This is a genomic window from Pedobacter sp. ASV1-7, from assembly GCF_040203335.1.
Classification (GTDB): Bacteria; Bacteroidota; Bacteroidia; order Sphingobacteriales; family Sphingobacteriaceae; genus Pedobacter.
In genome coordinates, this window is sequence record NZ_JBEHBV010000005.1 from 178144 (window position 1) to 204329 (window position 26186).

General features: G+C 38.1%; 18 protein-coding genes. 6 read left to right on the top strand and 12 right to left on the bottom strand.

Annotation, left to right across the window (positions count from 1 at the left end):
- The 8 genes from ABDJ41_RS13325 to ABDJ41_RS13360 form a co-directional block, all read right to left on the bottom strand.
- On the bottom strand, window positions 1–900 hold the full coding sequence (locus ABDJ41_RS13325; protein ID WP_349786543.1) for an FKBP-type peptidyl-prolyl cis-trans isomerase: 900 nt from the start codon (window positions 898–900) through the stop codon (window positions 1–3).
- Complete coding sequence (locus tag ABDJ41_RS13330; protein WP_349786545.1) at window positions 897–1388, bottom strand: FKBP-type peptidyl-prolyl cis-trans isomerase; 492 nt, start codon at window positions 1386–1388, stop codon at window positions 897–899. Before ABDJ41_RS13330 ends, ABDJ41_RS13325 begins: the two co-directional genes overlap by 4 nt.
- Before the next feature lie 177 nt (window positions 1389–1565).
- Window positions 1566–3356 carry an acyl-CoA dehydrogenase FadE gene (locus ABDJ41_RS13335; protein WP_349786546.1) on the bottom strand — a complete coding sequence of 597 codons (1791 nt, stop codon included), beginning with the start codon at window positions 3354–3356 and terminating at the stop codon, window positions 1566–1568.
- Window positions 3357–3383: 27 nt separating this feature from the next.
- On the bottom strand, window positions 3384–4562 hold the full coding sequence (locus tag ABDJ41_RS13340; RefSeq protein WP_349786547.1) for an acetyl-CoA C-acyltransferase: 1179 nt from the start codon (window positions 4560–4562) through the stop codon (window positions 3384–3386).
- A 24-nt stretch (window positions 4563–4586) separates the two neighbouring features.
- A complete protein-coding gene (locus tag ABDJ41_RS13345; RefSeq protein WP_349786765.1) occupies window positions 4587–6947 on the bottom strand; it encodes a 3-hydroxyacyl-CoA dehydrogenase/enoyl-CoA hydratase family protein in 2361 nt (786 codons plus the stop codon).
- The gene (locus ABDJ41_RS13350; protein WP_349786548.1) at window positions 6928–7386 is read right to left on the bottom strand and encodes a MarR family winged helix-turn-helix transcriptional regulator; all 459 of its coding nucleotides are present in this window, start codon (window positions 7384–7386) and stop codon (window positions 6928–6930) included. Before ABDJ41_RS13350 ends, ABDJ41_RS13345 begins: the two co-directional genes overlap by 20 nt.
- A 96-nt stretch (window positions 7387–7482) precedes the next feature.
- A complete protein-coding gene (ggt, locus tag ABDJ41_RS13355; protein WP_349786549.1) occupies window positions 7483–9195 on the bottom strand; it encodes a gamma-glutamyltransferase in 1713 nt (570 codons plus the stop codon).
- Window positions 9173–10945, bottom strand: coding sequence for an AMP-dependent synthetase/ligase (locus ABDJ41_RS13360; protein ID WP_349786550.1), 1773 nt, complete (start codon window positions 10943–10945; stop codon window positions 9173–9175). The genes ggt and ABDJ41_RS13360 overlap by 23 nt, the downstream gene beginning before the upstream one ends.
- A gap of 425 nt (window positions 10946–11370) precedes the next feature.
- On the opposite strand from ABDJ41_RS13360, the gene ABDJ41_RS13365 reads away from it, so the two are divergent.
- A complete protein-coding gene (locus ABDJ41_RS13365; protein ID WP_349786551.1) occupies window positions 11371–11847 on the top strand; it encodes a hypothetical protein in 477 nt (158 codons plus the stop codon).
- Window positions 11848–11943: 96 nt separating this feature from the next.
- On the opposite strand, the gene ABDJ41_RS13370 is transcribed toward ABDJ41_RS13365, so the two are convergent.
- Window positions 11944–13725 carry a M61 family metallopeptidase gene (locus ABDJ41_RS13370; RefSeq protein WP_349786552.1) on the bottom strand — a complete coding sequence of 594 codons (1782 nt, stop codon included), beginning with the start codon at window positions 13723–13725 and terminating at the stop codon, window positions 11944–11946.
- A gap of 263 nt (window positions 13726–13988) precedes the next feature.
- Here ABDJ41_RS13370 and ABDJ41_RS13375 point away from each other — a divergent pair, with 263 nt between their 5' ends.
- Genes ABDJ41_RS13375 through ABDJ41_RS13390 form a run of 4 tightly spaced genes read left to right on the top strand, consistent with a single transcriptional unit; the run spans window position 13989 to window position 20378 of the window.
- Window positions 13989–15080, top strand: a complete 1092-nt coding sequence (locus ABDJ41_RS13375; protein ID WP_349786553.1) for an efflux RND transporter periplasmic adaptor subunit — start codon at window positions 13989–13991, stop codon at window positions 15078–15080.
- Window positions 15077–18181, top strand: a complete 3105-nt coding sequence (locus ABDJ41_RS13380; RefSeq protein ID WP_349786554.1) for an efflux RND transporter permease subunit — start codon at window positions 15077–15079, stop codon at window positions 18179–18181. Before ABDJ41_RS13375 ends, ABDJ41_RS13380 begins: the two co-directional genes overlap by 4 nt.
- Window positions 18168–19505: a TolC family protein gene (locus ABDJ41_RS13385; RefSeq protein WP_349786555.1), complete on the top strand. Its 1338-nt coding sequence runs from the start codon at window positions 18168–18170 to the stop codon at window positions 19503–19505. The genes ABDJ41_RS13380 and ABDJ41_RS13385 overlap by 14 nt, the downstream gene beginning before the upstream one ends.
- An 18-nt stretch (window positions 19506–19523) precedes the next feature.
- Window positions 19524–20378 (top strand): N-acetylglucosamine kinase, encoded by an 855-nt coding sequence (locus ABDJ41_RS13390; protein WP_349786556.1) that lies wholly within the window; start codon window positions 19524–19526, stop codon window positions 20376–20378.
- A gap of 28 nt (window positions 20379–20406) precedes the next feature.
- On the opposite strand, the gene ABDJ41_RS13395 is transcribed toward ABDJ41_RS13390, so the two are convergent.
- Together ABDJ41_RS13395 and ABDJ41_RS13400 are read right to left on the bottom strand one after the other, a co-directional pair.
- On the bottom strand, window positions 20407–20955 hold the full coding sequence (locus ABDJ41_RS13395; RefSeq protein ID WP_349786557.1) for a GAF domain-containing protein: 549 nt from the start codon (window positions 20953–20955) through the stop codon (window positions 20407–20409).
- 191 nt (window positions 20956–21146) lie between these two features.
- Window positions 21147–21335, bottom strand: coding sequence for a hypothetical protein (locus ABDJ41_RS13400; RefSeq protein WP_349786558.1), 189 nt, complete (start codon window positions 21333–21335; stop codon window positions 21147–21149).
- A gap of 91 nt (window positions 21336–21426) precedes the next feature.
- Here ABDJ41_RS13400 and ABDJ41_RS13405 point away from each other — a divergent pair, with 91 nt between their 5' ends.
- On the top strand, window positions 21427–22437 hold the full coding sequence (locus ABDJ41_RS13405; RefSeq protein ID WP_349786559.1) for a PorP/SprF family type IX secretion system membrane protein: 1011 nt from the start codon (window positions 21427–21429) through the stop codon (window positions 22435–22437).
- Window positions 22438–22470: 33 nt separating this feature from the next.
- Here the strand turns inward: ABDJ41_RS13405 and ABDJ41_RS13410 are convergent, their stop codons facing one another.
- The gene (locus ABDJ41_RS13410) at window positions 22471–26043 is read right to left on the bottom strand and encodes a T9SS type B sorting domain-containing protein (RefSeq protein ID WP_349786560.1); all 3573 of its coding nucleotides are present in this window, start codon (window positions 26041–26043) and stop codon (window positions 22471–22473) included.
- Between the last annotated feature and the right edge of the window lie 143 nt (window positions 26044–26186).

Sequence of the window (26186 nt, forward strand, 5' to 3'; positions counted from 1 at the left end):
TTAGTTAGTAACACTTACGATCTCAATATCGAAATCCAGAATTGCATTTGCAGGAATACTCACATTCCCGTTACCATCTCTTTGAGCTGTTTGTCCGTATCCTAAATCAGAAGGAATCAGAAGTCTTATTTTGCCACCTACCCCAATTTTACCTGGCAAAACTTCTGTCCATCCTTTAATTACGCCATCAAGCAGGAATTCTACACCATCAGTACTTGAATCGAATACCGTTCCATCCAATAATCTTCCGGTATACTTTACTTTAACTTTTGAAGTTGATTTTACATCTTCCTTTCCAGTACCTTCGGCAGAAATAATATAGCGAACTCTACTTGGATCTATTACTGGATTTATACCTTTTGCTGCAACAAACTTGTCCAACAAATAATTATCCATTTCCACCCAGTTTTTCTGAGTAAGTAAGGCTAAATCGATTACAACAATCTCATTAGATTCTACCCCAAGTGTTTTATTCCCATTTTTGCCAAAAGCTAAACGTGAAGGTAAAATAACTCTTGCAGTTCCACCTTTTTGAAGTTTAGCTAATGTAAGTCTAACAGCCAGAATATCTTTAAAACCAAATCTATCTGTATAACCTAAGAAATTACGTGGAATCTGGTAATCTGAATTTTTAAAAAATGAGGCACCACTTGCATGTTTGAAATCGTAAGTATAGAATACAGAGTCTGTCCTATCTACTGTTCCACCAGTTCCCTCATCAAGAATCTGATAATAATAACCCAATGTATCATTTACATCTTTAATGTTATTTTTCGCCAGGTATTCCGCTATTTGACGCTCATCAAAAGCTTCAATAGTTTCATAATCTTTTTTACATGAATTGAACAGTACTAAACAACCTAACAAGGCAATGGTATATAATGATAACTTTTTAATCATTTGGGTTTTTTATTTACAGAAACTATTTCTAAAGTAATATCTAATATTGAATTTGGGGGTATTCGTGGTGAAGTAATTGCCCTTTGCTGATAAGCAAGTGTAGAAGGGATCAGCAATCGGATCGATCCTCCAGGCCTAATTAAACTAACCCCGGTCTTCCATCCTTCGATGTAGCCTGGGAGCATGAATTTAAACGTACTGTCAACACTTTTACTCAACAAAACCGAGTCTTTTAAAATTTTTAAAGTATAATTACTATACACAGTATCCACCTGAACGATTTCTTTTCCTGCTCCAGGCCTGATGATGTTATAATATAAGCCTGAACTATGTTTAGTCGCCGTCACGCCACTATCTGCCATGTACTTAACAATTATAGCATCATCAATCTCCAATTGCTTAATTCCATCATAAGGCGCTTCCTTTTCGCAAGCAATAAATGCTACTGCAATCAAAAAAAAGCCTAACAAGCCACTGGTTTTTAACATAATTCACAAAAATAGTCTTTTATTGCCGATGGCGCAATTTTTAACCAATTTTAACAATTTTAAAGCAATCTTGGCAATTATAAAGGACCTATCTATTATCTCACATAAAAAGCCCGTGATCAATCAGATTACGGGCTTCCAGTTTTAATTATGAATCGTTTCTTTTATATTATAACATCAGTAACAATACTTATTAGCATTAATCAATTGCTGTGCCACTTTCTGTCTTGCATCTTTAACATTAAAGGCTTCCATTTTGGTAAATCGTCTTAAACCTACCATCATCATTCTTTGCTCATCCCCTTCGGCAAATGCCCATAATGCCTCTTTACCAGCTTTCTGAACCGCATCTACTGCTTCAACAAAATAAATACGCATCATATTCAGCTGCCCTTCGCAAGCTTCCTCGCCACGCATACTTACCAACTTTTCCGTCCTTAACATGGCAGATTCAGCCACATACACGTAACTCGCCATATCCGCAATATTCATCAATATCTCCTGCTCCTTTGATAAGCTCATCATTAATTTCTGGACAGCTGCCCCTGCTACCATAAGTGTTGCCTTTTTCAGGTTTTTAATGATCTTCTTTTCCGCAGCAAACAGCGTATCATCCTCATCACCAAATTCAGGAATCGACATCAATTCGGCAGCAACAGCAGTTGCCGGCGTCATCAAATCAAGTTCACCTTTCATCGCACGCTTCAACATCATGTCAACCGTAAGCAACCTGTTGATTTCATTTGTACCTTCAAAAATCCTGTTGATCCTGGCATCACGGTAAGCACGGTCCATTGGTGCATCAGCTGAAAAGCCCATACCGCCATAAATCTGCACGCCTTCGTCAACAACATAATCCAAAGCTTCAGAACCCCATACTTTCAGAATTGCACATTCGACAGCAAACTGCTCTGTAGATTTAAGTTTTGCCTTACCTTCATCCATTCCTCCTGCTACCAATGCATCAAATGCATCATCAATATTCTGACCAGCCCGGTAATTAGCAGATTCAACTGCATAAACCTTAGTCGCCATCTCTGCAAGCTTATACCTGATTGCCCCATATTTAGAAATCTGGCGATCAAACTGAACACGCTCATTCGAATAATTTATGGCAGTATCAATTACAGCTTTCGATGCACCAATAGCAGCAGCAGCTAATTTAATTCTTCCAATATTTAAAATGTTAACAGCGATTTTAAAACCATTCTGTCTATCAGAAAGCATATTCTCTACCGGCACATGGCAATCATTAAAAAACACCTGCCTTGTTGAAGAACCTTTGATACCCATTTTATGTTCTTCCGGATTCATTGTAATGCCTCCAAATGAGCGTTCAACAATAAAAGCTGTCAGATTAGCATCATCATCAATCTTTGCAAACACAATAAAAATATCTGCAAACCCACCGTTGGTAATCCACATTTTCTGACCATTGATCACATAGTGCTTCCCATCTTCAGATAATTTAGCTTTTGTCTTTCCAGAATTAGCATCAGACCCGGAATTTGGTTCAGTCAAACAATAAGCAGCTTTCCACTCTCCTGTTCCCAATTTAGGGATATATTTACTTTTCTGGTTCTCTGTTCCATAATACAAAATTGGCAAGGTTCCAATTCCAGTATGTGCCGACAAGGCAACAGCAAATGAATGTCCAGCACCAATCACATCAGCAACCAGCATTGAAGTATTAAAATTCTTTCCAAATCCACCATAAACTTCAGGGATTGAAACACCTAAAATCCCCAGATCACCTGCTTTATCCATCAATGAAGGCATCAATCCTTCTTCTTGCGTATCTATACGATCCAGATTAGGATATACTTCCGCTACCAGAAAATCCCGGCAGGTCTGGGCAATCATTAGTTGTTCTTCATCAAATTCTTCAGGAATAAATACATCCTGATAAGTGGTTTCTGTTATCAAAAACTCGCCACCTTTAATCGCTTTTTTATCTGTAGCTTCCATTTTTTTTGATTAAATCATTGTTCTTTACTAAAGCATTTCAAAAATACCAGCGGCCCCCTGACCTGTACCTACGCACATAGTCACCATCCCATATTTTTGTTTTCTTCTTTTTAACTCATTAAATATCTGCACGGATAATTTAGCACCAGTACATCCAAGAGGATGTCCAAGTGCAATTGCACCTCCATTTACATTTAACCGATCGGTGTCAATATGAAGTTTTCTTATAATTGCAAGTGATTGGGATGCAAAAGCTTCATTTAATTCGATCAGGTCTATTTGATCAAGTGTCATACCTGCTTGCTTTAGCGCTTTGGGTATCGCATATATAGGACCTATCCCCATAATTCTGGGAGGAACACCAGCAATACCATAACTTACCAAACGAGCAATAGGCTCAACTCCAAGTTCTTTCATTTTCTTCTCGGAAACGACGAGTACAAATGCTGCACCATCAGAAGTTTGTGATGAGTTCCCAGCTGTGACTACACCATCAGCCGCAAATACAGGTTTTAGCTTAGCAAGTTTTTCTACTGAAGTATCTGCCCTTGGGCCTTCATCCGTATCCACCACATAACTACGGGTTTTCTTTTTCATATCCGCATCCAGGTAATTTTCATTCACCGTAATCGGCAAGACACCCTCTTTTAAATGACCATTTTTAATAGCCTCGATTGCTTTCTGATGCGAATGATAAGAAAATACATCCTGATCTTCTCTACTCACATTATATTCCTTTGCAACGGCTTCTGCAGTCAATCCCATTCCCCAATACCAATCCGGATTAATTTTGGCCACATCAGCATTTGGGACAATCTTCCAACCACCAAAAGGCATGCCCGACATCACTTCTACACCACCTGCAATAATACAATCCGCCATTCCACTCTTAATCTTCGCAACTGCTGTAGCAATAGTTTCTAATCCAGATGCACAATATCTGTTTACAGTGACACCAGGTACTTTATCTGTATTTAATCCCATCAAAGAGATCATACGTGCAATATTCAATCCTTGTTCCGCCTCAGGAGTCGCATTTCCTACAATTACATCATCTATATGCTCCGTATCCAGGCTTGGTATCGAAGCAACCAATCCTCTGATCACCTCAGCCGCCAGATCATCAGCCCTGGTAAAACGAAATACACCACGTGGGGCCTTGCCCACTGCGGTACGATATCCTGCTATAATATATGCTTCTTGCATGTCTTATCTTTTTTAAGCTAAAAATTAATTCCTTAAAGGTTTACCCTTTGTCACAATACTCTGAATACGCTCCAAAGTTTTCCTTTCACCACAAAGCGACAAAAACACTTCCCTTTCCAGATCAAGTAGATATTGTTCTGTTACTTCCGTAGGCGCAGAAAGATCTCCTCCACACATTACCCATCCCAGCTTCTCCGAAATCTTTTTATCGTGCTCAGAAATATAATGGCCAGAATACATGGTATTGGCTCCAGCATAAACAATACCTAAGCCTTGTTTACCTAAAACCTTAATATCTTTACGCCTTACCGGCTGAGTATATCCTGCATCAGCAAGTTCAATCGCCTTTGCTTTAGCATCGGCAATTAACCTACTTCTATTCATAGAAATAGCATATTTATCTTTTTGCAAATAACCCAATTCGAATGCCTCAACAGCTGAAGTAGAAACCTTTGCCATTCCAATAGTAAGGAACCGGTCTTTTAAAGCATTCTGAACAATCTGGTCATCGCGATATTCATCAGAAGCACGAAGTGCAAACTCCTTGGTACCACCTCCTCCAGGAATAACTCCAACACCGAACTCCACAAGCCCCATATAAGTTTCAGCATTCAACTGAACATGATCTGCGTGTAAACTGAACTCACATCCCCCCCCAAGTGTTAAGTTATGTGCCGCTACAACTACCGGAATTGATGAATACCTGATTCGCATAGAAGTATTCTGGAACATTCTGATAGCCATATTCAACTCTTCCCACTCTTGCTCAACCGCCATCATAAAGATCATTCCCACATTCGCCCCGGCAGAGAAGTTTGCCCCATCATTACCAATCACTACTCCCCTATAATCCTTTTCAGCCATATCAATAGCTTTATTGATAGCTTGTAAGGTATCACCACCAATGGTATTCATTTTAGAGTGAAACTCTACATTCAGAATCCCATCGCCAAGATCAATAATAGAAGCACCAGAATTTTTCCAGATCACTTTATTTGCTCTTAAATTATCAAGAATAATAAATTCTTCCGCACCTGGTACAGCCTTGTAGCTTTTAGAAGGGATATCGTAATACTTTCTAATTCCGTCTTCAACTTTATAGAAAGATTTATTTCCAGCATCCAGCATTTCATGAACCCAGGCTGCAGCCTCGTGTCCATATTTTTTCATTCCCTCAATAGATTCAACAACACCTACCGCATCCCAAACCTCGAATGGACCTAGATCCCATCCAAAACCTGCACGCATTGCATCATCGATTCTATATAACTCATCAGAAATTTCAGGGATTCTGTCAGACACATATTCAAACAAACCAAAGAAAGAAGCTCTGAACAACTCGCCCGCTTTATCCTTTCCAGCAGCAAACACTTTCATTCTATCTTTCACATTCTCGATAGGTTTAGTCAGATCCAATGTCGCAGATTTCACTTTAACTTGTGGCCTGTATTCCAGTGTCTTCAGGTCAAGTGCTAATATTTCTGTTTTGCCTTCGGCAGTTTTTGTCTTTTTATAAAACCCTTGTCCTGTTTTATCCCCCAACCAATTGTTGGCTTCCATTTTTTCTACATAAACAGGTAACTTAAATAAGTCATGCGCTTTGTCATCCGGGCAATTCTCGTACAAGCCTTTCGATACCTTAATCATGGTATCCAGACCTACCACATCTGTGGTACGGAAAGTGGCAGATTTAGGCCTGCCTAATGCCGGCCCGGTAAATTTATCTACTTCCTCAACAGTTAGATCCATTTTTTCTACCAGATGGAGTAAAGCCATAATCGAATATACCCCGACTCTATTTGCAATAAATGCTGGGGTATCTTTACATCGCACAGTTGTTTTACCTAAGAACTTATCCCCATAATACATCAGGAAATCCACCAGTTCAGGCTTAGTATGAGGAGTTGGAATAATTTCTAATAATCTCAGATAACGAGGTGGATTAAAAAAGTGAGTCCCACAGAAGTTTTCTTTAAAATCCTCTGAGCGTCCTTCAGCCATCAAATGAATAGGAATACCCGAAGTATTTGAAGTGATTAAAGTCCCAGCTTTACGATATTGCTCAACCTGTTCAAAAACTTTCTTCTTGATTTCAAGGTTTTCCACTACAACTTCTATGATCCAGTCATAATTTGCAATCCTGGCCATATCATCCTCAAAATTTCCGGTTGTAATTTTATTCAGAACTTTTTTCGAATAAACCGGAGAAGGGTTTGTTTTTACCGCATTCTGCAATGCATTGTTCACAATGGTGTTTTTATCCCCTTCTTTTGCTGGTATATCCAGTAAAAGCACCTCTACTCCTATGTTCGCAAAGTGACAGGCAATACGTGAGCCCATAATACCTGAGCCCAACACCACTACTTTATTTATCTTTTTGTTCATCATTTTCAACGGGAATTTTATACGCCAATGTAAGTTTGTTCAATTTCTGCAGGGTTATTAAAAGGTTATTCTTTTCAATAGTACTCAGGTTCTTTGCCAAATACTCATTAAAAGCAATTACAACTCCCTTAGCCATGTGTCGCTTTTCATAACCGAGCTCTGTCAGAAAAACCTTTACTGAGCGTTTATCGCCAGTAGAAGTTTCCCTGTATATTAACCCAGATTCCTCCATATTGTTTAACATCCTGGATAGGCTGGTTGCTTTTACACCCAGTAAACCTGCGAGTTGAGATACGGCTGTACCTTCTTTGCCAATATTAATCAGCACATAACCTATAGCTTGTGTGATCCCAAACCCTGAAGCAATCTGATTGTATGTATTAGATACATTCTGCCAAACTACTTTTAAAAAATAATCTATCGTTTCCTGCTGTTTCATCAATTACTATGCTTGCATAACAAAGCTATAGAATTAAAAAGTATAATGCAAGTAGATAGTATAAAATATATGAATTAAAAAGAAGGTTTAGTACGACTACCAACCTATGCTTTTATCATCTCCTCTTCTGTCTGCCCCTCCTTGATAATAGCCCCATCTGGTTTTCAAAATAGCATCAACTCTTCCAATAGCTCCACGCTCTAAAACCGGGTAACCTTTACTCTTTAGTTTTACAACAGTCAAACTATCCAGTGCACCTTTCTCCATATAAATAGTATCAGGGAGCCATTGATGATGAAATTTTTTAGCATCTACAGCAGCCTGCATATTTTTATCAAACTCAATTACATTTATCACAGTTTGAAATACAGATGTAATGATAGTAGAACCACCCGGAGTGCCCACTACCATAAACAATTCACCATTCTTTTCAATAATTGTTGGTGTCATAGAACTTAGCATTCGTTTAGCAGGCATAATGGCATTAGCTTCACCACCTACTAAACCATACATATTTGGCGAACCGGGCTTTACTGAGAAATCATCCATTTCATTATTTAATAAAAAGCCAGCCCCCTTGACTATTACTGCTGAGCCATATGACCCATTTAACGTAGTGGTTACCGAAACAGCATTTCCAGCCTTATCAACTATAGAAAAATGAGTCGTCTCTTCATGCTCCGCCACTTTAAATGTTCCGGCTTTAATATTTGCACTTGGAGTTGCATGTGCCCAGTTAAAACCTGCCATTCTTTCTTCTATATAAGCATTACTCAGAAGCTGCTCTTGCGGCACATCATAAAAATCCGGATCACCCAGATGTGTAGCGCGATCCGCATACACCCTTCTCTCTGCTTCAACCATTAGCTGCACTGTTGAATCCGAATTTAAACCCCATTGTTTTAAAGGATAAGGTTCAACACATTTAAGTAGTTGGATCAATGCAATACCACCACTGGATGGTGGCGGCATAGTAATTACTTTAAAACCTTTATAATCTCCAATTATTGGTTTACGCCAAATAGCTTTATAACTTTTTAAATCGTCGGCACTAAGAATCCCCTTTCCACGTTTCATTTCAGCTAATAAACTATCAGCAACCGGACCACTATAAAATCCAGCCATACCTTTGTCTCTGATTAGTTCTAAAGTATTAGCTAGTTCAGATTGCACCAATATATCTCCTTCCAGCCACTCTCTATCTTTTACCAATGCTGTACCATTAGGATTATAGGTTATAAAACGCTCTTTCAATCCATTCAATTCCCTGGCTTGACGTGCTGTAATTTTAAAGCCGCTCTTGGCCAATACAATAGCTGGCTCTAACAGATCACCCCACTTCAATTTACCATATTTTTGATGCGCAGCTACCATTCCTGCAACAGAGCCAGGCACCCCGACTGCCAGATGCCCAAATAAACTTTTATCAATCACAGGATTGCCATCAGGATCTAAATACATATCTCTTGAAGCTCTGAAACCCGCCTTCTCTCTAAAATCCAATGTATTAACTTCCCCCTCTGCAGAACGATATACCAAAAATCCACCTCCACCAATATTCCCCGCATTTGGATACACCACAGCCAAAGCAAACTGAACAGCTACCGCTGCATCAATTGCATTCCCCCCTTTTTTTAAAATATCTATTCCAACAAGAGAAGCATCTTCACTTGCCGAAACGACCATTCCTTTACGGTACTCATTGCTATTGTTCTGCCCTAGTTGCCCCCCAACACACCCAGCAAAAGCAAGAATAACCGACAGTACGATAGTCAGGGAAATACCTTTATCCTTTATAACCTTCTGCATCAAGGTAGATTTTATCTATAAGTGCTGCATTTTTCTCCAGCACAACTTTTCTTTTCAGACTTAACTTTGGTGTCAATTCTCCTCCATCGATGCTCCATTGCTTAGGCAAGAGTGCAAATCGTTTCACTTGCTCCCATTTACCAAAGTCTTTTCCGCTTAATTCAACAATCCTATTAAACTTCTCTAAAACTTCGGAATTCTTAATCATTTCCTCATCTGTTGTATATGTAATCCCCTTTTTCTGTGCCCATACTTTTAGTGCAGCAAAGTTAGGAACAATCAATGCTGCGGGGAATTTACGATTCTCACCCAACACCATCACTTGTTCTACCAATGGTATTTCTTTAAATTTATTCTCTATAATCTGTGGAGCCACGTACTTGCCTCCGGCAGTTTTAAAAATTTCTTTCTTACGATCTGTAATTTTAAGGAAGCGACCACCTAATATTTCACCAATATCACCAGTGTGGAACCAACCATCAGCATCTATTGTTTCAGCAGTAAGATCATCCCGTAAATAATAGCCCTTCATAATGGCATGCCCCCGAGCCAGCACTTCCCCATCTTCTGCAATTTTAATCTCCATACCTTTAATCGCTGGCCCAACTGTTCCAAACATTGTATTATCAAAATGATTGACAGTGATTACTGGCGATGTTTCTGTCAAGCCATAACCTTCAAAAACAGGCATGCCAGCAGCCCAGAAAATGCGTGCCAAACGTGGATTTAAAGCTGCTCCTCCCGAGACAATAACAATAATATTTCCACCAAGCGCTTCCTGCCATTTCTTAAAAACCAATTTACGGGCTATACCTAATTTAAAATTATACCACCAGCTATTACTGGTTTCGTATTTTTCTGCAAGTGCCACCGACCAAAAGAAGATCCCTCTTTTAATTCCAGTAAGGGCTTTTCCTTTTTCCATGATCTTATCATATACCTTTTCCAGTAAACGCGGAACGGTAGAGAAAACACTTGGCTGTACATATTGTATATCCGCAACAATGGTATCCATACTTTCTGCATAATAAATACCTACACCAGAATACATATATAAATAAACCACCATCCGCTCAAAAATATGAGAGAGTGGTAAAAAGCTCAATCCTTTTTCGATCCCCTCTGGAAGCAATACTGCAGAATTTTCAAAGTTCTTCACCAGATTATTATGCGTTAACATAACGCCTTTCGGAGTTCCAGTAGTACCAGAAGTGTAAATCAAGGTTAAGATGTCATCTGCCTTTACCTCTTTTTTATATTCATCAAGCTGTACCCCCTCCTGCATTTCACCTGCCTTTAATAAGGAAGACCAATTTTCAGCCCCGGTTATTTCATCAAATGTGTAAATCTTTACCGGCGACTTCAACTCTTTATTTACTGATTCCAGTTTTCTATATATAGTTTCATCCGCAGCAAAGACGACAGTAACTTCAGCGTTTTCAAGAATAAACTTAATGTCATGTTCTGCCAGAGTTGGATACAATGGAATCTGATAAGCACCTATCTGCATAATTGCAAAATCACTAATATTCCATTCCGGTCGATTGTGAGACATTACGGCTACCCTTGAAGCTTTGCCTATGCCTAAACTAATCAGACCTTTGCTCAATAAATCAACCGTATCGCAAAATTTCTGAGTGCTGTATTTAAGCCATTGGCCTTTTACTTTACCGCTGATAAATTCTTCTTTCGGAAATCTCTCTAAATTGTATTGAAGTAAATCGAATACTCTGGTTATAGTTGCAGCCATATATGATCAGCTTTAATAAAAAATTTGGTTAACGATTATACAGCAAATGATGTTCTGCGCATCCCTTGCTTCTCAAACTTAACTAAAATTAATTTAAAAACATTGATTCACAATCTTTGTTTTAAGGCCTTCTTTTTTGCAATAAAATGACCTGCAACAATTGATATAGGCTAAATAATTCTATCATAAAGCCATCCGTTAGCATCCAATATAAGCAATATCTAAACAGGGTGATAACAGTATCTTTAATATTGTTTATACATTGTTATTATAGAGTATTTTTTGGGTTATAATTAGAAGCTTTCTCATATCTGTACATAGACAGAGAATAACCTTTTCACAATTGTCATAGATATGTTAGTATTCCGGCACAATACTTGCTAGGAGATTCCCGATTAGAAAAATTAAATAAACACATTATGATTATGAAAAAATTACTCTTTACTTTAATTGCTGTTGCGGGTCTTTTTGCAATGAGTGCTAATAATGCAAATGCTCAGGAATACAAAAACGCTATTGGTGGACGTTTTGGTAGCTATAACGGAGTTTCTTTTAAAACTGGCTTAAACAAAGGAGCTATGCTAGAGTTAATTGGTAACTTTAGAAGTTCTAGTGGTGTAAACTACGTACAATTAACTGGTCTTTATGAAGTTTATAACCCAATTAGCGGTGCACCTGGATTAAATTGGTACTATGGTGGTGGTGGTAGCGTAGGAAGTATGAAAGTTAAAGGGTATGACGGCGATATTTACTTAGGTTTAAATGGCGTTTTAGGTTTAGATTACAAATTTAATGGTGCTCCAATTAACCTTTCTTTAGACTGGATTCCTACTTTAAGACTAACTCCTGACACTGACTTTTACAGTGGCGACATAGGTTTAGGTGTACGTTTCACTTTCTAGACTTCTTTAACATCAAAAAAAAAGCGGCATTTGTAAAAATGCCGCTTTTTTTTTGATCAGCTCCCTGCTTAACCATAAAGATCAGTTTCTGAATTTTTACATCCACTGTTTTCTAACTTTCTTTTGCAAGTCACTTGCCTGCTCATCAATCTCTCCTACTAATTTTATACCATGGTAATTTTTAAGCGTCACCTTAATATCTTTAAGCTGTCCATCTCTGGCAACTTTTATCACTACAACATCTCCAACCTTTTTATTGGAAATAGCAGGCATTCTTTCAACTGCAGCTTCGATAGGTATACCATCAATACTTATCAGCTCGTCATTAGCATTTATTCCATCAACCCAGGCTGCAGAATTACGTAGTACTGCAGACACAAACATTCTTCCTTCAACTTTTTTAGACGTTACCCCTAAGTAAGGACTGCTCTTACCTTCAAGCTCATTTTTTACATTTATCCCTGCATACCCGAAGTACTTAGCATACTCAGGCAAAGTAGTGCCATTTACATATTTGGCCCAGAAATCAGTAAAATCCTGTCCGCTGACCTTCTCTACCATAGCCTTAAATTCAGCATCTGTGAAACCTCTTTTTTGTGCCTTATTCTGATAATACATAGCGTTCATTACATCATCAAGGCTCTTCGTTCCTTTTGTAGCATTTGAAATTGCCAAATCCATCAATATACCTACTACTTCTCCCTTGGCATAATACGAAACTGTGGTATTGTTAGAGTTTTCATTAGGCCTGTACAACTTAATCCATGCGTCATAACTAGCTTCAGCTACTGATTGAACCTGAGCTCCAGGAATATTTGATACATTGCTTACTGCAGTGACTAACTGATCAACAAATTCTTTCTCAGTAATAAAACCAGCACGTAGCATCAACTTGTTTTCATAATAAGCAGTAAAGCCTTCTGCTACCCACAAACTAGTTGTATAATTTTCATTATCGTAATCAAATGGGCCTAAAGCTATTGGACGCATTCTTTTTACATTCCAAAGGTGGTAGTATTCATGAGCAACCAGGTTTAAAAAACCTATATAGCCTTCCTTTGTATTATAAGCATTACGACTAGCTCCCAATACTGTAGAATTCAGGTGCTCTAAGCCACCTCCGCCTGTAGTAAAGTTATGTACGATAAAAGTATAATGCTTGTTTGGGTTTTCACCATAAATCGCCGTGCCTTGCTCAACAATTTTCGCCATGTCAACCTTAAGCTTTTCTTTATCGTAATTACCACCACCATACATAGCTACTTCATGTTTTACACCTGATGCGGTAAAGTAAAATATATCTTGGTTACCTACTTCAATAGGACTATCAAACAGCACATCAAAATCTTCTGCTGTATAAGTAAACTTCTGGCCAGCAACAGGCTCCAATCCGGTCGACACCTTAGTCCAGCCTTTGTATGGATTAATCTTTACCGTACTTGGATTTTTCAATAATCCATCCGGGTACATAAATATACTTGTACTTGAAAGGAAAGCATGCGTATCATCAATAAAGGAAGTGCGTACAGAAACTTCAAATCCATATACCCTATATTTTATTTTTACAGTATTTGCCCTGGTTGTATATACCCTCCAGGCATTCTTTCTTACCTTTTCATGTTTTAGTGTTTTACCGTTGGCTGTAGCAGCAAATCCTTCCACACTTTTAGAGAATTCACGTACCAAATAAGAACCTGGAGTCCAAACCGGCATTTTTACATCAACATAATCCTTAACCAGACCTGAAATGGTCATTTCTACTTCGGCATAATGCGCCTGCGGTTCTGTAAAACTAATTTCGAACCCTATTTTTACCTGTGATTTGGCCGTCATACCTACTGAGAGTAATATTACTAATGCGATTAATGGTTTGTTCATATGAATAATAATTGCTAAACTGTGCCAAACTTAGAAAAATTTGCCCCTTAAAGCAAGGCAGTTTAGCTTAGGTATAAGACCTCTGGTTATATACCATTAAGAATTACATCCTGTAACACACTTAATACAAGCTATTCTAGTCATTTTAAATATTTTTGTACGTTACCATAAACAAAACTGTTTTCTTTTATCCTTTAAGGAAGGGAAAAATATCTAACACAAATGTGACCGATTAACCTCGTTTGCAAAAAAGAACCACACAAATGAAAGTGAAGTACATTATTTATGTCCTTATTGGTATAGGGCTATGTTATTTAATCTATTACAGAATCTCTGCAAATAAGAAGATTGCAGAAAATGGGGCTATCATGGGCGGCAAGGGCAAGGCTGGTTCGTCAAAAGGTCTTCAAGTTGACGGTGTTGTTGTCAAAGAAATGGATTTCACCAATGATCTTGACATTACAGGCACACTCGAAGCCAATGAATCTGTTGAACTCAGAAGCGAGGTATCTGGCTTGATTACCAGTATCAATTTCAAAGAAGGTTCGAATGTGACTAAAGGCAGTTTATTGGTAAAGATCAACGACAGAGATATACAAGCTCAGCTTCAGGAGGCATTGACTAAACAAAGGTTATCGGCTACCAATGAAAACCGCTCTAAACAACTTTTGGAAAAAGGTGCCATCAGTCAGGAAGAGTATGATACTTCATTAGCAGATCTGCAATCATTAAAAGCTCAAACACAACTCATTCAGGCTCAACTTGCTAAAACAGCCATTTATGCTCCTTTTAGCGGTAAGATTGGTTTACGTTCTGTTTCTGTAGGCGGGTATTTAACACCATCTACGCTTATTGCCAACTTATCGAGCATTAACCCTTTAAAAGTTAGCTTTTCAATTCCTGAGAAATATATAGGTCAGATAAAACTTAACTCTGAAATCTCTTTTAATACGGATGGTTTTAACAAGACATTTACCGGAAAGGTATTTGCTATTGAACCAGGAATCAATACACAGACGCGTACATTACAGATCAAAGCACTAGTTCCCAATGCTAATAGCGAGCTGCTACCAGGTTCCTTTGTTAAAATCAAGCTTGGCTTGAATACAATAAAGAATGCAATATTGATTCCTAATGAAGCTATTATTCCAGTTTTAAAAGGGAAAACAGTTTTTATCAGCAAAGATGGTAAGGCAGAACAAATACCAGTTGAATCAAGTACCCGTACTGCTGAGCAAATCCTGATTACATCCGGTTTAAGTGTGGGTGATACTGTATTAACTACAGGTGCTATGGCCTTAAGAAATGGCTCTCCTGTAAATGTTACGGTTGTTAATCATAATTCAAAACCATGAGTATTTCAACCACCAGTATAAAAAGGCCCGTTCTGGCCATTGTGATGAACCTGATGATCCTGCTATTTGGGGTAATCGGATATAACTTTTTAGGGGTAAGGGAATATCCAAATATTGATCCCACGGTAATTAACGTACGAACTTCTTATCCTGGGGCGAACTCTGATATTATTGAATCGCAGATTACTGAACCTCTGGAAAAATCCATTAATGGTATTGACGGGATCAGAAACATTTCTTCATCCAGTAACCAAGGCACAAGTAACATCACGATCGAATTTAATCTGGATAAGAATATTGACGATGCAGCAAATGATGTTCGTGATAAAGTATCAGAAGCAGCAAGAAGATTACCTAAAGATATTGACGGGAATCCTGTAGTAAGTAAGGCTGACGCGAACTCAGATGCTATTATCACGATGACCATACAGAGTGACAAACGCAATGTAATGCAACTGAGCGATTACGCAGAGAATGTTATTGCAGATAGGCTACAGACCATTACTGGTGTGAGTAGTGTGCAAATTCAAGGTCAAAGGAAATATGCTATGCGTATCAGAATATCCCCAGACAAACTTGCAGCTTATGGTTTGACATCCCAGGATATTGTTGCCGCTTTAGATAAGGAGAACGTAGAATTGCCATCAGGAAAAATTACCGGTGCAAATACTGAACTTATTGTAAAAACCTTAGGAAAGCTAACTAATGTAGAAGAATTCAATAACCTTATCTTAAAAAATGACACACACAATGTCGTAAAACTTAGAGATATTGGTTTTGTTGAACTTGGCTCAGAAAATGAAGAAACTGTTTTAAGAGAATCGGGAAAACCGATGGTTGCTGTTGCATTGATACCTCAACCCGGGGCAAATTATCTTGATATTTCTAAAGAATTTGACAAGCGTTTTATACAATTACAAAAAGATGTTCCTCATGACATTAAGCTGAATATATCTTTAGATAACACCAAATTTATAAAGGCTTCAGTAACAGAAGTTGCAGAAACAATCATCCTGTCGCTAATCCTGGTAATCCTGATTATTTATCTATTTTTCAGGGATTGGGCCATTGCTATCCGACCACTTATTGATATCCCAGTATCATTGATATTTACCTTTTTCATTATGTATGTATTCGGGTTCTCTATCAATGTATTGTCGCTTCTGGCAATTGTATTGGCAACAGGTCTGGTAGTGGATGATGGAATTGTAGTTACAGAAAACATATTTAAAAAGGTTGAAGAAGGTTACTCTCCTTTTGAGGCTGCCATTAAAGGTTCAAACGAAATATTTTTTGCAGTAATTTCTATTTCTGTCACTCTTGCGGCAGTGTTTTTACCGGTTATTTTTATGCAGGGCTTCGTAGGCCGGCTGTTTAGGGAGTTTGGGGTAGTAATTGGTGCCGCGGTATTAATATCCGCCTTTGTATCCCTAACTCTAACGCCTATGCTGAATGCCTACCTGATGAAAAAAACCGGACATAAAAAATCCAGATTCTATGAAGTTACTGAACCATATTTTGTAAGGCTTAACGAGGGATATGCAGAGAAATTAAATTACTTTTTAGACAGAAAGTGGCTGGCTATTCCAATTATAGCAGTTTGTATGGGATTAATCGCTCTATTCTGGACTGTATTACCAAAAGAGACAGCTCCATATGATGACCGTAGTGCCATAAACATGAACCTGACCACTCCAGAGGGTTCGTCCTTTGCTTATACGGATAGATTCATGATGAAAGTTCAACAGATGATTAACGACTCTATTCCTGAAAAGAAAGTAAACATTACAATTACTTCTCCGGGTTTTGGAGGGGCTGGATCTACAAACAGTGGATTTGTAAGAATGGGATTACTTCCTCCGGGCGACAGAGATAAGACTCAGGCAGAAGTTGCCGCTAAGCTGACAAAAATTACCAGAAAATATTCTGAGGGAAAAGTTACAGTTACACAACAACCCACGATTTCAGTTGGACGACGTGGTGGCTTACCTGTTAATTATATTATCCAGGCTCAGAACTTTGAAAAACTAAGAGAGAAAATTCCAGTTTTTATGGAAGAGGTTGCTAAAGACCCTACTTTTACTACTTCCGATGTAAACCTAAAATTCAATAAACCTGAAATTGACCTGACTATCGACAGAGAAAAGGCAAAGAATCTAGGTGTAACAGTTTCTGATATTGGTACTGCATTACAATTAGGCTTAAGTGGCCAGCGGTTTTCATATTTCTTTATGAATGGAAAACAGTACCAGGTTATCGGACAGTTTGAAGTAGGCGATCGTAAAGATCCCTTAGATTTAAGTTCGGTATATGTTCGCAATGATAAAAATGAACTGATACAACTAGACAACCTCGTTACAGCGGAAGAAGAAAGTAGTCCACCACAGCTATATCGAAACAATCGTTTTATTTCGGCTACAGTTTCTGCTGGGTTGGCTCCTGGAAAAAGTATTGGAGAGGGAATTGAAGCCATGGACAAAATTTCGGATAAAATACTTGATGAATCTTTCTCAACCGATCTCGGTGGTGAATCCAGGGATTTTAAGGAAAGTTCATCAAATACTCTTTTTGCTTTCGGGCTTGCATTGCTGTTGGTTTACCTAATACTTTCAGCGCAGTTTGAAAGTTTTGTCGATCCCATCATTATCATATTAACTGTACCAATGGCTGTGGCCGGAGCCTTTTTATCTCTTTGGATATTTGGACAAAGCTGGAATATTTTTAGCCAAATCGGAACCATTATGCTCATCGGCCTGGTTACAAAGAACGGTATTCTGATTGTTGAATTTGCCAATCAGCTTAAGGAACAGGGCAAGAGCGTGCATGATGCCATTAGAGAAGCCTCAGTATCAAGGTTAAGACCAATCCTGATGACCAGTCTTGCCATTGCTATCGGAGCACTTCCTATCGCATTAGCATTAGGTGCCGCAGCAAAAAGCAGAATGGGTATGGGAATTGTTATTGTAGGTGGAACAACATTTGCATTGATTTTAACCTTATTCGTTATCCCAGCCATCTATTCGTATTGGTCGAAAGAACACAAACCTAACTCAGATTTACAAGATTCATTAAAAGCAGCATTAGAACATGAAAAAGCTTAATTATATGCCAGGGAAACGTGGCACTGTATTATGCCTGATGACGGTTTTGATATGGACCTCACAATGGGCTTTTGCACAGCAAAAGCTCAGCCTGGAAGATGCAATTGGTATTGCATTAACCAACAACTATGATATTAAACTGGTAAACAACGATATTCAAATTGCCAAGAACAATGTGAATTTGGGCAATGCAGGCATGTTGCCCAGAGTTGAGGGTAGCTTTTCTGATGGAGGAAGCAGACAAAACATTACCCGGACTCAAAGTAACGGCAACCAGCAAACACTTGATGGAGTAAGGAATACAAGTATGAATTATGGTGCTTCATTGGGTTGGACAATTTTTGATGGTTTGCAGATGTTTACTAATTATGAAAAGCTTAAGGAGCTTCAAAAATTAGGTGAAGTAAATGCAAAAGCTACAATATTGACCACTGTCGGAAATGTAATTAGTTCTTACTATACTGTATTGAAAGAGCAACAATTGGTTAATGCAAGAGATAGTGTCCTTGACATTTCTCAACTGCGGTTACGCATAGCCAATAATAAATTAGCTATTGGCAGGGGCTCTAAGCTAGATGTCCTTGCAGCTAAGGTAGATTACAACACGGATACTTCAGCTTATTTACAGGAAATCAATTTACTTAAAACTGCCAAGACTGCATTGAATCAGGTAATGGCAAGAGATTTAAACACTGATTTTATAGTTGACAATGAAATCAATATTGATGGTGCCCTGGATTATTCCACTTTAAGTACACAAATGGCTCAATTAAACCCTGATTTACAAAATGCTTTTATCAACAGGAAAATAGCGGAGCTTAATTTAAAACAGATCAAAGGGCAGCGATATCCGGTAGTATCCATTAATAGTGGATATGAGTTTCAGAAAAGTGCGAGTCCTACCGGCTTTAATACTCAGAACCGAGCCACCGGCTTCACCTATGGTCTTACCGCGAGTTTAAACATTTTCAATGGTTTCTTGCAGCGTCAGAATGAACGTAATGCAAGAATAGGAATCAGTTCATCAGAATTAACTTTCGAAAAAACGAAACAGGAAATCGGTGCACAATTGTTGTCTGCTTATCAGAACTATAATACAAATCTCGATTTACTTAAAATTGAGAAAAGCAATGTTGATATTGCCAGACAGAACCTGGATATAACATTAGAGAAATACCGATTAGGCAGTATTTCTCCTTTGGAGCTGAGAGAAGCGCAAAAAAACTCAATTGATGCAATTACACGCTATCTTGAAGCACAATATCAGGCAAAACTTACCGAAATCAACCTAAAAGAAATCAGCGGCACTTTAAATATTCAATAAGATTACTATTTTTAGCAAATGATTCTAGTAGCAGACAGTGGCTCCACAAAAACCGATTGGATGGGTTACAGCCCAACTGAACAAATCAGTTTTAGTACACAAGGCATTAATCCTTATTTTCTTAATGCACATGACATTTTCAAACTTTTTTCAAAGAAGAAAGAAATTGCAAAGTATGCAAGTCTTGTAAAAGAAGTTTACTTTTTTGGGGCTGGTTGTTCTTCTCCTGATAAGATAGAAGTTATCTCAAATGGTATTTCTTCTTTTTTTACCAATGCTTATGTAGCTGTTGAACATGACCTGATGGGTTCAGCTTATGCAACCTGTGGTGAAAAAGAAGGCTTAACCTGTATATTAGGTACAGGTTCAAATATATCTTATTATGACGGAAAAGATTTACATCATGGTACTCATGGCTTAGGCTATGTATTAGGTGATGAGGGTTCTGGGACTTGGTTCGGACGAAAACTAGTTACCTCTTACCTTTACCATCAGATGCCATCAGAATTAAGTGTAGCTTTCGGCAATGAGTTTCAGATAGACAAGGAAACGGTAATTACAAATGTATACCAGAAAGCTGCTCCGAATACTTATCTGGCATCAATAAGCCGCTTCATGATTAATCATAAGGAACATCCTTTTATTGTAGATATTCTTCGAGAGGGATTCCAGGAATTTGTGGATACCAATATCAAAGATTATAACAACTATAAAAATCTGGATTGCCATTTCGTTGGCTCAATTGCCTTTTATTATCAAGATATCCTTAGAGAGGTATGCTTAAAAAACCATATTAAAGTTGGACAAATTCTCCAAAAACCTATAGAGGGAATTTATAACTATATCTTACGTAAAGAGGGCATCACTGTTTAAGTGATGCCCCTTTAATAGTAAGCTTTGTTTAGACATTAACCTTTTTGACAATCCTTTTGTCCATTTGTCGCCCAATAATTGAGGCGATTAAATTCAATTTATCTTGTTCCTTAGGAAGAAATTCCCTGTCTTCCCTATTTAGAATACAGATCGTTCCAACCTGTATCCCATTACTGATTATGATAGGTACAGCCCTATAAAATTTCATCCCCATTTCAGCTGCAATTATAGGATTAGTTAGCCATGCTGGTGCTTCAAGTTGACTTTCAATGAAATCAACCAAATCATTGATAACTGCTAATGAGCAAACGTTTGATTCCTTGTATCGTTCTAATAGACTTATCCTTTTGGTCCAGAGATCCTCTCCGTCAACAAAATTGACTATGGCAATTTGCATTTTAAAGACATCAGCGGTATACGATGTTAAATCGTCAAGGATTTTTGATGAGGATGTTCCTAATACCCTATATCGGCTTTTATGATTAAGTCTCGACTTTTCAGCTGTAATAGCTCTATTTATTCTGTTTTCCAATTCTGTATGACAATAGGTAGTTGTATACAAATAAACAATTACCATACCTATATTATATTTTTATCCAGTTATTAGTTCAAAGAACCAGAACAACTACCTGATGAGCAAAATATTAGGCCTTTTTCATGCAATTTTCCTGACTTTTTCAGATAATTACATTTCATCGCTTAAATTTAAGATTGAGGGATTAAAAATAAAATTGAGGATTTACGAGAAATGGGCGAGGCAAAATTTACTCAGTATTCTACTGACTCATAGCTAATAAAAGTCCATTCATTTTTTTTGTCCTTCTGATAATAAACCTTGTAGCTTTTATTAGGTGGAATTGTAAAGTGAAAAGTTAGCTCACGCTCATTCTGATCCTTTGGAATAAAGCCTGGTAGTAAAGTATCTGCGATGAGTTTAATCTGCATTTCAGGGTGCATAATTTATTATTTAATTAAAGATTTTATTTTAATTGCTTATTATACACAAATTTATCTTAATATTGAATATCTAAACCGCTATTTGATAAAAATGAAATCATTTTTTAACGCCTCGTTATTAGTTTTAATTAGCTTTCTAAGCTTCGGGCAGGAGATGCCGCGGTCTACGCAATACATTTTTAACAGTTTACTGATTAATCCTGCTGTATCCGGGATTGATAACTATACTGACTTAAAACTCGGTCATAGAAATCAGTGGAAAGGACTTGAGGGGGCTCCTGTTACTCAGTATATTTCTGTACATGCTCCGATAGGCGAAGACTTTGTCAGAGGCTCAGTAAACTCTTTTTCTGGTGCTGGCTACAATCCATTAAGTCGCAGTTATGTAAATTCATATACTTCTGCAGAGCCTCATCATGGGGTTGGTTTTTATGCCATCACAGATAAGGCGGCAAGAATCAGGCAGACCAATGTAAATGCGACTTATGCCTATCACCTGGGCTTAAGCCTCGATTTAAATCTGTCTGTAGGTGTTTCTGCCGGAATATCTTCTACAAGTGTAGACATCGCCAATGTTACAGTAGACAACTCTTCAGATCCACTCCTAAGTGCAGATTACAATAACAGAATAAGGCCTGATGTTGGAGGCGGAATCTGGCTTTACAGTCCCAGGTTCTTTTTAGGTGCATCAGCAAAACAAATACTAGGCTATCGTTACCCAACGGCAAACAAGCAAACTAACCTATCGGCTTACCAGACGACTACATTTTATGGTACGGTGGGCTATAAATTTTTTGTGGATGAAGACATTGCCTTTATTCCATCTACATTACTTACCTATTGGTTAAGTGCACCAATGACTATGGATGCGAACCTTAAAATTGCTTACCAGGATAAATTCTGGATTGGTGGCAGTTTACGAAATAACGATTCTTTTTCTGCACTTGCAGGTTTTAATATTGGCTCATTAGTTAACATCAGTTATTCTTATGATGTAACCACATCGGCTTTGAGATCTGTGAGTAATGGTACCCATGAAATTGTAATGGGTATCTTATTAAACAACCGCTATGATGTAAAATGTTCTACCCGTCAGTTTTAAATTACCCATAGTTATTTTCTTGCCTCAATACACTTATCGCAGCAAAGTAATACTACCTGCTATTGGATTACAGTCAGCCCTTAAGTCGATCCGATAATAGTATGCACCATTGGGAAGTTCTACACCTCTGAAACGGCCATCAAATGGTTTGCTATATGCCCCCACAGATTCATAAACCAATTGACCACTTCTTGCATAAACCTTTATATTTATATCAGCATGATCAGGTAAACCTGTAATTGACCAATAGTCGTTCATACCGTCTCCATTTGGAGTCATAGTATTTTTGATCTCGAGGTTATCATTTGTTACTTCTATATGAACAGAAGTAAAATCACTGTAGCAATCCCCCAGTTTCCTACGAATTAAATAATCACCTGTTTTACTTACTTTGAAAATAAAGCGTCCATTGCTTGTTTCTAATAATGGCCTGGCATCATCTTCAGAAACGTACATTTGATATACTCCTTCATCAGGAGCGACAACTGGCAACATAATTTCTGTTGCATAGCAGACACGTATATTATTTACTAATGGCGTTGGCAATTTTATAACAGGCGCGTCCACTGTAAAAGTCTGACTTATTACAGGAGTACATGAAGCTTGGTCGGTCACTTCTAAATAATAAATACCTTTACTTGCCTTTGTATAATCCTTATCTGTACTCACAATTTCGCCAGTACTTTTTTTCCATGTATATGTATATGTGGCATTAGGGTCAATTGAAGGTAATCCACCCGTAACCAAAACCCCAGCTATTGTTCCTCGTTCTAAACCACATACATCATCTGTTGCCCGGCCACTAGTTTGATCAACAATAATTAGAGGTATTCTGATCACTTCAAAAGGACCAATAGAGGGCGAAGTACATCCATTCGGATCTGTTATTCTTAAAGTATATTTCCCTTCAGGTAGACCGGTGATCAACTCAGAAGTACCTGTAAAAGGCACCCCAGCTTCATTCTCCCAAAAATACCTACCTGTTAATGGCTTGATGTTATTAGGATAAAATAGCGATATAGATCCATTATCATCTCCACATGAAGCATTACCAATTCTCCTTACCTGAGCAACATACTGCACAATTTGAGTAGGAAGAATTGTAAATGGCCTAGGGTCTGCTGCGCACAGTGTTGTTGTATTACTAGCATTTAACACAAAGTTCCCCGCGGGAAGATTTGGAATATCGAACGGAACATTAGGATTACAAACTCCATCAGCTACAGGTGCACCAGCAGCGGTGGTCAGTTTCCAGGTATTTCCTTCTTCAATGGTGACACCTAAAATTGCACCATTATTATTATTACACGTTGTATTTCTAGGTGTACCATTCTTAATTATAACAGATTTAGTTGTGCGTACAAAAGCAATATAAGGAACCGCAGGTGAACAGCTGCCCCCATCCGTTACTTCAAGTAAATAATATCCTCCAGCGACATCATCAAGATCAGCAGTTGTAGCATTTGGAATTATTGCTCCTTTAACACCAGTTACATTATTATAATTATACCATTTGTAAGTTACCGTTCCTTCTGTGTCAGCAACGGTAATCCCTCTGATTAGTCCATCAGACAGGCCACACCTAGCAGACCAGTTTGGCGAAGACGGTGGTACAATACGAGGTTTTTTCCTCCGCTCAATAAATGGGAAAGTATGGGTTTTAGGGCACCCGGCATCATCTGTAGCTGTAACTGTATAAGTCCCTTCAGGAAGTCTAACTGAGGGCCCCCTTCCTACTAATGCACCAGCAGCATTCGTCCACTCATACTTGATTGTCCCCATTCCTCTATACACAGATGCAGTAAAAGTAAAATCATTTTCGCCACATTGAGCAATTGGAGTTGTTACTATAAGTTCAGTCATAATCTGATCGGTAATATCAAAACGATGCTTTGATACATAACAACCGTCATTAATTCTTACCTCATAAGAACCTACATCTAAACCATCCTTTGATTGTGTACTTCCAATAAGACCTTCTGTTCCATCAGCTTCCAACTTATACCATTCAAAAGTAATTCCCTCTCTTTCTTCAGCAATGGTCACACTCCCTAGCCCATTACAGGTTACCGGAATTTTAATTCCTTCATTTGGTAAAAGTCCGGCCGTTGAAAACTGTGAAGTTATCCCAGCACCAGGCATGGTTGCAGTACCAGTTACCTGACCCGCTATCGGCCCATCATAACGCCATCTACCATCTGAACCTGCCCTTACTGTTGCGAAATAAGTCTTACCCTGACATGAGCCTGGACAATCATCTGTATAAAATAGTTCTATCTCGGATCCTGCATTAGCCTTACCAGTTATATAATTAGGGTTTATTTTCAGCACCTGGATATAAGCCTGAGGGGCAGAAGTTACTTTCGCAATACCCACCTCAGAATTACAATATATACTGTTACGCATGATTTTCACCGTACCTGTAGAGACACTTTCAATTCCAAAACGATTATACCCTATAAGGTTCGGGTCGGGATCGGCAGTTCCACCGATTGTTCCATTAGCACTTCCTTCCAGCCGGATTCCTGCTCCATTTCCCATAGACGTTTCCGTCCCGACAGTTCCAACCCCAATATGGTTTCCATTAATTAAAAATATAGAATTAGTAATGATGATACCTGCGGTAATATGACCAGAAACAATGTTTTTGCTAATGTTAACAGTTGTATTACCAGCATTCACCTTTATCCCTGTCATCTGTACCGCAGATGAACCAGAAAATAGAGGGAGTGTTTTATAGCTTCTTGTTCCGGAAAAATCAGTTCCGATTTTATTATTAAAAATATTTAAGAGCATTGGTAAAGTTGTGTAGTACTGTCTTGTCAGATTGATATCCGTCCCATTCGCTGCGATCACGTTACCATCACCGACAGCATCGCCACCTATTGATAAAGCCGCAAAAGAAATATCACCATTTATACCAGAAACATTGGGTTCATGTGTATAACCATCATCAGTTACCCCTATTAAATTCCCCTGAATAGAAATCTGGTCCTGTTTATTAATGAGTTCAGCTCCACCCGAATTATTTCTAAGTAAAATACCATTCGTATTTCCACCTATTACATTTCCCTTACCCGCAGCACCTATCTGAATCCGGTCAACTCTATAATCAATAATTATCCCTGAAATCTGGTTTGAAGGTTGTAAACTATTAACTATTGCAAACTTCCTAAGATATAAGCCATAAATTTCTACATCTGTTGTTTGAACATTAATAATATTTCCGTTTACATAAGGATTGGAGCCAATAATAAGACCCGAGAAACCACTATATAAAGGAAGTTCGGGTTCTATAATTACTTTTGCGCCGGACACCCCTAATGGTGGTCCGCCTTGTGTAGTACCGTCTATTGTTACATTAGTTGTTACAACTGGCAATTGGCTCCTCAACCGGATAATATTACTCCCCGCACCATTATTAGGAAGATTAAAAGTTATGATATCCTTAGTTACTGTTCCATTGTTTGCAGCATCAAGAAGTGCCTGTCTCAATGTTCCCGGACCAGTATCACCATTATTAGTTACTTGAATATTATTTTGAGCATAACCAGTGAAAGCACTGAATATCAAGAGCAAGAGAATCGCGTATTTAGAGTAGCGCATAATTAAGAATAAAATGCCAATTTACAATTTAATGTAATTATAACATAAATATTTTTAATAACGCAAGTAAAACCAACCATAAAGCAGAAACCCCATATAAACTCTTAAGAAAAAGTCTATACGGGGCCCTGCAGAGAATTAGT